The 7,524-nt window shown below is 74.1% G+C and carries 7 protein-coding genes; 3 read left to right on the top strand and 4 right to left on the bottom strand.

Features of this window, described 5'->3' with window-relative positions:
* Nucleotides 1-1,812 (top strand): ABC transporter ATP-binding protein (locus LCD33_RS21650; protein ID WP_374228534.1); only part of this gene is annotated, 1,812 nt, incomplete at its 5' end.
* Between the two features lie 18 nt (nt 1,813-1,830).
* Entirely contained in the window at nt 1,831-2,604 is a 774-nt protein-coding gene (locus tag LCD33_RS21645; RefSeq protein ID WP_224962475.1) for a 3-oxoacyl-ACP reductase, read from the top strand.
* 30 nt (nt 2,605-2,634) lie between these two features.
* Here LCD33_RS21645 and bioD read toward each other — a convergent pair whose 3' ends face one another.
* Genes bioD through bioB form a run of 4 tightly spaced genes read right to left on the bottom strand, consistent with a single transcriptional unit; the run spans nt 2,635 to nt 6,747 of the window.
* Nucleotides 2,635-3,291, bottom strand: a complete 657-nt coding sequence (bioD, locus tag LCD33_RS21640; RefSeq protein WP_224978213.1) for a dethiobiotin synthase — start codon at nt 3,289-3,291, stop codon at nt 2,635-2,637.
* On the bottom strand, nt 3,288-4,439 hold the full coding sequence (locus tag LCD33_RS21635) for an 8-amino-7-oxononanoate synthase (RefSeq protein ID WP_224978212.1): 1,152 nt from the start codon (nt 4,437-4,439) through the stop codon (nt 3,288-3,290). Before LCD33_RS21635 ends, bioD begins: the two co-directional genes overlap by 4 nt.
* Entirely contained in the window at nt 4,436-5,695 is a 1,260-nt protein-coding gene (locus LCD33_RS21630; RefSeq protein WP_224962469.1) for an adenosylmethionine--8-amino-7-oxononanoate transaminase, read from the bottom strand. The genes LCD33_RS21635 and LCD33_RS21630 overlap by 4 nt, the downstream gene beginning before the upstream one ends.
* Nucleotides 5,692-6,747, bottom strand: coding sequence for a biotin synthase BioB (bioB, locus tag LCD33_RS21625; protein ID WP_224962467.1), 1,056 nt, complete (start codon nt 6,745-6,747; stop codon nt 5,692-5,694). Before bioB ends, LCD33_RS21630 begins: the two co-directional genes overlap by 4 nt.
* A 93-nt stretch (nt 6,748-6,840) precedes the next feature.
* Here bioB and LCD33_RS21620 point away from each other — a divergent pair, with 93 nt between their 5' ends.
* On the top strand, nt 6,841-7,392 hold the full coding sequence (locus LCD33_RS21620; protein WP_224962465.1) for a TetR/AcrR family transcriptional regulator C-terminal domain-containing protein: 552 nt from the start codon (nt 6,841-6,843) through the stop codon (nt 7,390-7,392).
* Nucleotides 7,393-7,524: the final 132 nt, after the last annotated feature.

Raw genomic sequence — 7,524 nt, 5'->3', positions numbered from 1 at the left:
CCCGGGCGGCCCGCCGCCCCCTCCGGATCACCGGGCGCCAACCGGCCGGAGGGGTTCGCCACCGCGGGCCGCCGCCTGCTCGGGCTGCTGCGGCCCGAACGCCCGCTGCTGGACGCGGTGCTGGTGCTGGCCGTGGTGAGCGTGCTGCTCAGCGTCCTCGGACCCCGCTACCTCGGGAAGGCCACCGACCTCGTCGTCGCGGGCGGGGTCGGTGGTGGCGGCGTCGACTTCGGGGCCGTCGGCACCGTGTTGCTCGTGGCGCTGGGGGTGTACCTCGGCTCCTGGCTGTTCGGCGTCGCCCAAGCCCGGCTGATCAACGGCGCCGTGCAGCGCACCGCCAGCCGGTTGCGCCGCGACGCGGAGGAGAAGCTGGCGAAGCTGCCGGTGAGCCACTTCGACCGCCAGTCCCGCGGCGAGGTGCTCAGCCGGGTCACCAACGACATCGACAACGTCGGGCAGTCGCTGCAGCAGACGTTCTCGCAGGTGATCACCTCGGTGCTGACCATCCTCGGCGTGCTGGCCGTGATGTTCTTCATCTCCCCGCTGCTGGCGGTGTTCGCCCTGGTCAGCATCCCGATCTCGGCGCTGGTCACCATCCTGATCGGCAAGCGCGCGCAGCCGCAGTTCGCGGCGCAGTGGAAGAGCACCGGCGAGCTCAACGGGCACGTCGAGGAGATGTACACCGGGCACGCCACCATCAAGGCGTTCGGCCGCGGCCGCGAAGCCGCCGAGATCTTCCGGCAGCGCAACGAGGCGCTGACCAAGGCCTCGTTCCGCGCGCAGTTCCTGTCCGGCGTGATCCAGCCGAGCATGATGTTCCTGAGCAACCTGAACTACCTGCTCGTCGCCGTCGTCGGCGCGCTGCGGGTGTCGGCCGGGGCGTTGACCATCGGTGACGTGCAGGCGTTCGTGCAGTACTCGCGGCAGTTCAGCCAGCCGCTCACCCAGGTCGCGAGCATGGCGAACCTGGTGCAGTCCGGCCTGGCCTCCGCCGAACGGGTCTTCGCGCTGCTCGACGCGCCCGAGCAGGACCCGTCCCCGGACCTGGCGCCGAAGACCGAACGCCCTCGGGGCCGCGTCGAGTTCGAGCACGTCGCGTTCCGCTACGACCCGGCCGAACCGCTGATCGAGGACCTGTCGCTGGTCGCCGAACCCGGTGCCACCGTCGCCATCGTCGGTCCCACCGGCGCGGGCAAGTCCACGCTGGTCAACCTGCTGATGCGGTTCTACGAGATCACCGGTGGCCGGATCACCCTCGACGGCGAGGACACCAGCGCCATGTCCCGGGAACGGCTGCGCGCCGCCACCGGCATGGTGCTGCAGGACACCTGGCTGTTCGGCGGCACCATCGCGGAGAACATCGCCTACGGCAAGCAGAACGCCACCCGCGAGGAGGTCGTGGCCGCCGCGAAGGCCGCGCACGTCGACCACTTCGCCCGCAGCCTCCCGGACGGCTACGACACCGTCATCGACGACGAGGGTACCGGGGTCAGCGCGGGGGAGAAGCAGCTGATCACCATCGCTCGCGCGTTCCTCGCGGACCCGGCGATCCTCATCCTCGACGAGGCGACCAGCTCGGTGGACACCCGCACCGAGGCCCTGATCCAGCGCGCCATGGCCACGCTGCGGACCGGCCGCACCGCGTTCGTCATCGCGCACCGGCTGTCGACCATCCGCGACGCCGATGTGATCCTGGTGATGGAGCGCGGCGCCATCGTCGAGCAGGGCACCCACGACGAACTGGTCGCGGCGGGCGGCGCCTACGCGCGGCTGCACCGGGCCCAGTTCACCGGTCCGGCCGAAGTGGACTGACGCACCGACGGGAGGGTCATGAGCAGTGCGGGGATCGTCGACGAGCCGGTGCTCATCACCGGTGGCGGGCGCGGGCTCGGGGCCGCCCTGGTGCGGGCGTTCGCCGAGCAGGGCGCCCGCGTCCTGATCGACTACCGGCGCAGCCGGGACGCGGCGGAGGAGCTCGCCGCGAGCATCGGCTCGGACCGGGCGCTGGCCGTGCGGGCCGACGTCACCGACGAGCGGCAGGTCGCCGACCTGTTCACCGCCGGCCGGGAGCACTTCGGCGCGCCGGTGGGGACCGTGGTGAACAACGCGCTCGCCGACTTCTCCTTCAACGGCGACCAGCGCTCCCCGGCGGACCGGATCCGCTGGGACGAGTTCGCCGCGCAGTTCGACGGCACGGTCCGGGGCGCGCTGCACGTCGCCCAGGCCGCGCTGCCGGGGATGCGGGAACGCGGCGGCGGCCGGATCGTCAACATCGGCACCAACCTGTTCCAGCACCCCGTGGTGCCCTACCACGACTACACGGCGGGCAAGGCCGCGCTGCTGTCGCTGACCCGCACCCTCGCCGCCGACCTCGGCCCGGACGGGATCCTGGTGAACATGGTCTCCGGCGGGCTGCTGCGCACCACCGACGCCAGCGCCGCCACGCCCGCCGCGGTCTTCGACGGGATCGCCGCGAGCACCCCGCTGCGGCGGGTCGTCACCCCGGCGGAGTTCGCCGACGCGGTGCTGTTCTTCGCCTCCCGGTGGTCCCGCGCGGTCACCGGGCAGAACCTCGTCGTCGACGGCGGTCTCGTCAACGGCTGACGTCGCACCGGCTTCCGCCGCGAGGGCCGGTCACCCGGTGAACCAGGTGGGGACGAGGTGGCGGAAGCGGCCCGGCGGGAGGTTCCCGGCGCCCGAGGGGAGTGCGCCGACGACGGGGGCTCCGGTGACGCGGGGAAGTTCGGCGAGGTTGCACCGCTCGGCCTGGCCGAGCTCGGCGGGCACCGAACCGAGCACCAGGACGGGATCCAGGCCGCGGGAGCGCAGCGCGCCGACCGCGAGCTCGGTGTGGTTGAGCGTGCCCAGGCCCAGCCGGGTCACCAGCACCACCCGCACCGGGTGGTCCCGGGCGAGCTCGGCGGCCAGGTCCAGCACCGTGCCGCCCGCGGTGTCGAGGCGCACCAGCACCCCGCCGGCCCCTTCCACGATCACCCGGTCGTGCGCGCGGGCGAGCTCGCGGATGCGGGCGGCGTGCGCGGCCACCGGCGGGATCTCCGCGCCGCGCAACCGGGCCGCGGTGTCCGGTGCGAGCGGGTCGGCCAGCCGCACCAGCTCGGCGACCGCGCATCCGGCGAGCGAGCGCACCACGTCCACGTCCGGTTCGTCGGTGCCGACCCCGGTCTGCGCGGGTTTCACCACGAGCGTCCCCGGCCCGGAGCGGGCGGCGAGCGCCGCGGTCGTCACGGTCTTGCCGACCCCGGTGTCGGTCCCGGTCACCACGGTGATCACGCGGTCCGCCGCCCTGCCGCGCGCTCCTCGTCGACGACCCGGGCGAGCACGTCGACCGCGCGCGACCAGTCCGCGTCGTCGAGCGCGGCGGAGGTGGTGGCGCGCAGCCGGGACACCCCGTCCGGTACCGACGGCGGCCGGAAGCACCCGACGCGGACCCCGGCGGCCAGCACCGCGGCCTGCGCGGCGAGCGCGCACCGCGGCGACGGCATCGGCACCGACAGCACCGCGCCCGCCGAGGGCGGCACGCCGAGCCGCGCGGCCAGTTCCGCGCCCCGCCGGTGGACCAGCGACGGCAGCTCGGGCTCCCGCCGCAGCACGCGCAGCGCGGCCAGTGCCCCCGCCGTCGGCGCCGGTGCCAGCGCGGTGTCGAAGATGAACGGGCGGGCCCGGTTGACCAGGTGGTCGACCAGCGCGGCCGAGCCGAGCACCGCGCCGCCCATCGCGCCGAACGACTTGGACAGCGTCGCGGTCAGCACCACGTGCGGGTGCCCGGCCAGTCCGTGCGCGTGCACCAGTCCGCGCCCGCCGCTCCCGGCCACGCCGAGGCCGTGCGCCTCGTCGACGACGAGCAGCGCGTCGTGCTCGGCGCACACCGCGGCCAGTTCCGGCAGCGGCGCCGCGTCCCCCAGCACCGAGAAGATCGATTCGGTGAGCACCAGCGTCCGTCGCGACCCGGCCGCGGCCAGCGCCGCGCGGATCGCGGCCACGTCGTTGTGCGCCACCACCTCGATCGCCGCCCGGGACAGCCGCGCGGCGTCGATCAGCGAGGCGTGCGCGTGCGCGTCGGAGACGACCAGCGCGTCCTTCCCGGCCAGGGCGGTGACCGCGGCCAGGTTGGCCTGGTAGCCGGTGGAGAGCACCAGCGCCGATTCCCGGCCCGTGAAGCCGGCGAGCTCCCGCTCCAGTTCGGCGTGCAGCGTCGTGGTGCCGGTGACCAGCCGCGACGCGCCCGAGCCTGCGCCCCACTCCCAGCCGGCAGCGGCGGCGGCGCGCCGCACCTCCAGGTGGCGGCGCAGGCCCAGGTAGTCGTTGCCCGCGAGGTCCAGCAGCTCGTCGTCGGCCGGCCGCGGCCGCAGCTCGCGCTGCAACCCGGCGCGCTCCCGCTCGGCCCGCTGCGCGGCGAGCCAGCCGTCCCAGCCGCTCATCCCGCCTCCGCCGCGGCGGCGATGGCGGTGCACACGGCCGCGATGTCCGCGTCGTCGCACACGTACGGCGGCATGGTGTAGATCAGGTCCCGGAACGGCCGCAGCCACACCCCGTGCGCCAGCGCCGCCTCGGTCGCCCGCGCCACGTCCACCTGGTGGTCCAGCCGCACTACTCCGACCGCGCCCAGCACCCGCACCTCGGCGGCCGGAATCCGGTGCAGCGCCTGCAATCCCGCGCCGATCCGCCGCACCTGCGCCGACCAGTCCGAAGTGGACAGCAGGTCCAGGGAGGCGCAGGCGACCGCGCACGCCAGCGGGTTCCCCATGAACGTCGGGCCGTGCATGAGCGCCCCCGACTCGGAGGCGGACACGCCCCGCGCCACCTCGGTGGTGCACACCGCCGCGGCCAGCGACAGGTAGCCGCCGGTGAGCGCCTTGCCGACGCACACCACGTCCGGGCGCACCCCGGCGGCGTCGGCGGCGAAGAAGTGCCCGGTGCGCCCGAACCCGGTGGCGATCTCGTCGAAGATCAGCACGAGCCCGTGCTCGTCGGCGACCTCCCGGAACACCCGCAGGCAGGCGGGGGAGTACGGCCGCATCCCGCCCGCGCCCTGCAGCAGCGGTTCGACGACGAGCCCGGCGAGCCGGTCGGTGTGCTCGGCGGCGAGCGCCCGGAACCGCTGCGCCCACGCCGGAACCTCGGCGTCGTGATCCGGTGGCCGGTCGCCGAACACCTGCGGCGGCAGCAGCCCGGACCACATCGAGTGCATGCCGCCCACCGGATCGCACACGCTCATGCAGTCGAAGGTGTCTCCGTGGTAGCCGCCGCGGACGGTGAGGAACCGGTTCCGGCCGGGCCGCCCGGTGCCGCGCTGGTGCTGCAACGCCATCTTCATCGCCACTTCCACCGCCACCGAACCGGAATCGGCGAGGAAGACGTGGTCGAGCCCGGTGAGCTCCACGAGCCGTCCGGCGAGTTCGACCGCCGGTTCGTGGGTGAGGCCGCCGAACATGACGTGCGACATCCGATCGACCTGGCGGCGCACCGCCTCGTCCAGCACCGGGTGCCGGTAGCCGTGCACCGCCGACCACCAGGAGGACATCCCGTCCACCACCGGCCCGATCCCGTCCAGGGTGATCCTGCTGCCCGCCGCGCCGGTGACCAGCCGCGTCGGCGCCGGATCGGTCATCGAGGAGTACGGGTGCCACAGCTGCGCCCGGTCCTGCCGGAGCAGCGCGCCGCCGGCCGCGGTCACGCGTTCGGCAGCACGTCGGTGCCCGCGCCGCGGCGGCGGATCGCGGGTTCGGCCCGCTGCGCGAGGTCCTGCTCGGAACCGAGCACCACGAACCCGCCGTCGCGGATCAGCTCCAGGTCCCGTTCCGCCTCCTGCCCCTCGGAGGTCAGGTAGTCGCCGAGGAAGATCGAGTTCGCCAGGTGCAGCGCGATCGACTGCACCGACCGCAGGTGCAGCTCGCGGCCGCCCGCGATGCGGATCTCCCGGTCCGGGCACACGAACCGCGCCATCGCCAGCACCAGCAGGCAGCGGGTGGGGGTGAGGTCCCAGGTGTGCTGGAACGGGGTGCCGTCGAACGGGATCAGGAAGTTCACCGGGATCGAGTCGGAGTCCAGCTCGCGCAGCGCGAACAGCGCTTCGACCAGTTGCTCGTCGGTTTCGCCGAGCCCGGCGATCAGCCCGGAGCAGGGGGAGAGCCCGGCGTCCTTCGCGCGCTGCACGGTGTCGACCCGGTCGGCGTAGGTGTGGGTCTGCACGATCTCGGCGTGGTGGCTCTCGGCGGTGTTGATGTTGTGGTTGTAGGCGTCGACCCCGGCGTCCTTGAGCCGCTGCGCCTGGCCGTCCTTGAGCAGCCCGAGGCAGGCGCAGACCTCCACGTCCGGGTGCTGCCGCTTCAGCGCGCCCGCCAGGTCGGCGACCTTGTCGACGTCCCGGTCGGACGGTCCGCGCCCGGAGGCGACCAGGCACACCCGGCAGGCGCCGCCGTGCAGGCCCGCCGCGGCCTGGTCGAGCGCGGCGTCCTGGGACAGCCACGAGTACTTGAGGATGGGCGCGCTGGAACCGAGCGCCTGCGAGCAGTAGTTGCAGTTCTCCGGGCACAGCCCCGATTTCAGGTTCACCAGGTAGTTGACCTTCACGGTGTTGCCGAAGTGCGCGCGGCGCAGCCGGCCCGCGGCGGCCACCACGTGCAGCAGCTCGGCGTCGGCGGCGCGCAGCACCGCGAGCGCGTCGTCGGGGGTGGCCGGGCTGCCCGCGAGGATCGCGTCGGCGAGCCCATCGAAGTCGCTGGTCATCGCTGCTCCAGAGGTCGGCGACCTGAACACCGTTCAGGTGAACGGCGTTCAGGTTAGACTGGAGGGGTAGGACCGTCAAACGGGAGGAACCGGGTGCGCTACCACCGCGGCGACGTCATCGACCGCGCCCTCGCGGTCCTCGACGAGTACGGGCTCGAATCGCTGACCATGCGGCGGCTGGCCGTCGAACTCGGCGTGCAACCCAGCGCGCTCTACCACCACGTGCCGAACAAGCAGACGCTGCTGGCCGCGGTCGCCGACGAGATCGTGCGCCGCGGGCGGCGGCCGCACCGCGCCCGGCGGTGGGACGCCCGGGTCGTGGAGATCTGCACCGAACTGCGCGACGCGATGCTCGCCTACCGCGACGGCGCCGAAGTCGTCGCCACCGCGCACACCTTCGGCCTCGGCGAGGACGAACCGGCGGGCAGGTTGCGGACCGCGCTCGCCGACGGGGGCCTGCCCGCCGAGCTGGTCGACATCGCGACCCGCACCTTCCTGCACCTCGTCTTCGGCCACACCAACGAGGAGCAGACCGCGCTGCAGGCCGCCAGCGCGGGGGCCATCGACCGCGAGCCGGGCGGCCACGCCGACTTCGAGCAGAGCCTCGACCTCGTCCTCGACGGCCTCCGCGCCCGTGTTCGTTAGTGGTGCTCGGTTCGGGTAGCACTCGGGTGGCGGAACCTCAGCGGGGGGGGGGGGGGGGGGGGGGGGGGTTTTGGGGGGGGGGGCCCCGCCCCGGCGAACACGCACGACCCGCCCCCCGCGGGCGCCCCCCCG

It is taken from the genome of Saccharopolyspora sp. 7B, from assembly GCF_020177435.1.
In the GTDB taxonomy this organism is placed as follows: domain Bacteria; phylum Actinomycetota; class Actinomycetes; order Mycobacteriales; family Pseudonocardiaceae; genus Saccharopolyspora_C; species Saccharopolyspora_C gregorii.
Note: the sequence above shows the minus strand (reverse complement) of the source record. Positions and strands in the feature narration are given on the sequence as shown.

Bases quoted from the DNA above. Each gene is read 5' to 3' on its own strand.
- LCD33_RS21645 (WP_224962475.1), top strand. From the start codon at position 1,831: ATGAGCAGTGCGGGGATCGTCGACGAGCCGGTGCTCATCACCGGTGGC.
- LCD33_RS21635 (WP_224978212.1), bottom strand. From the start codon at position 4,439: ATGAGCGGCTGGGACGGCTGGCTCGCCGCGCAGCGGGCCGAGCGGGAG.
- bioB (WP_224962467.1), bottom strand. From the start codon at position 6,747: ATGACCAGCGACTTCGATGGGCTCGCCGACGCGATCCTCGCGGGCAGC.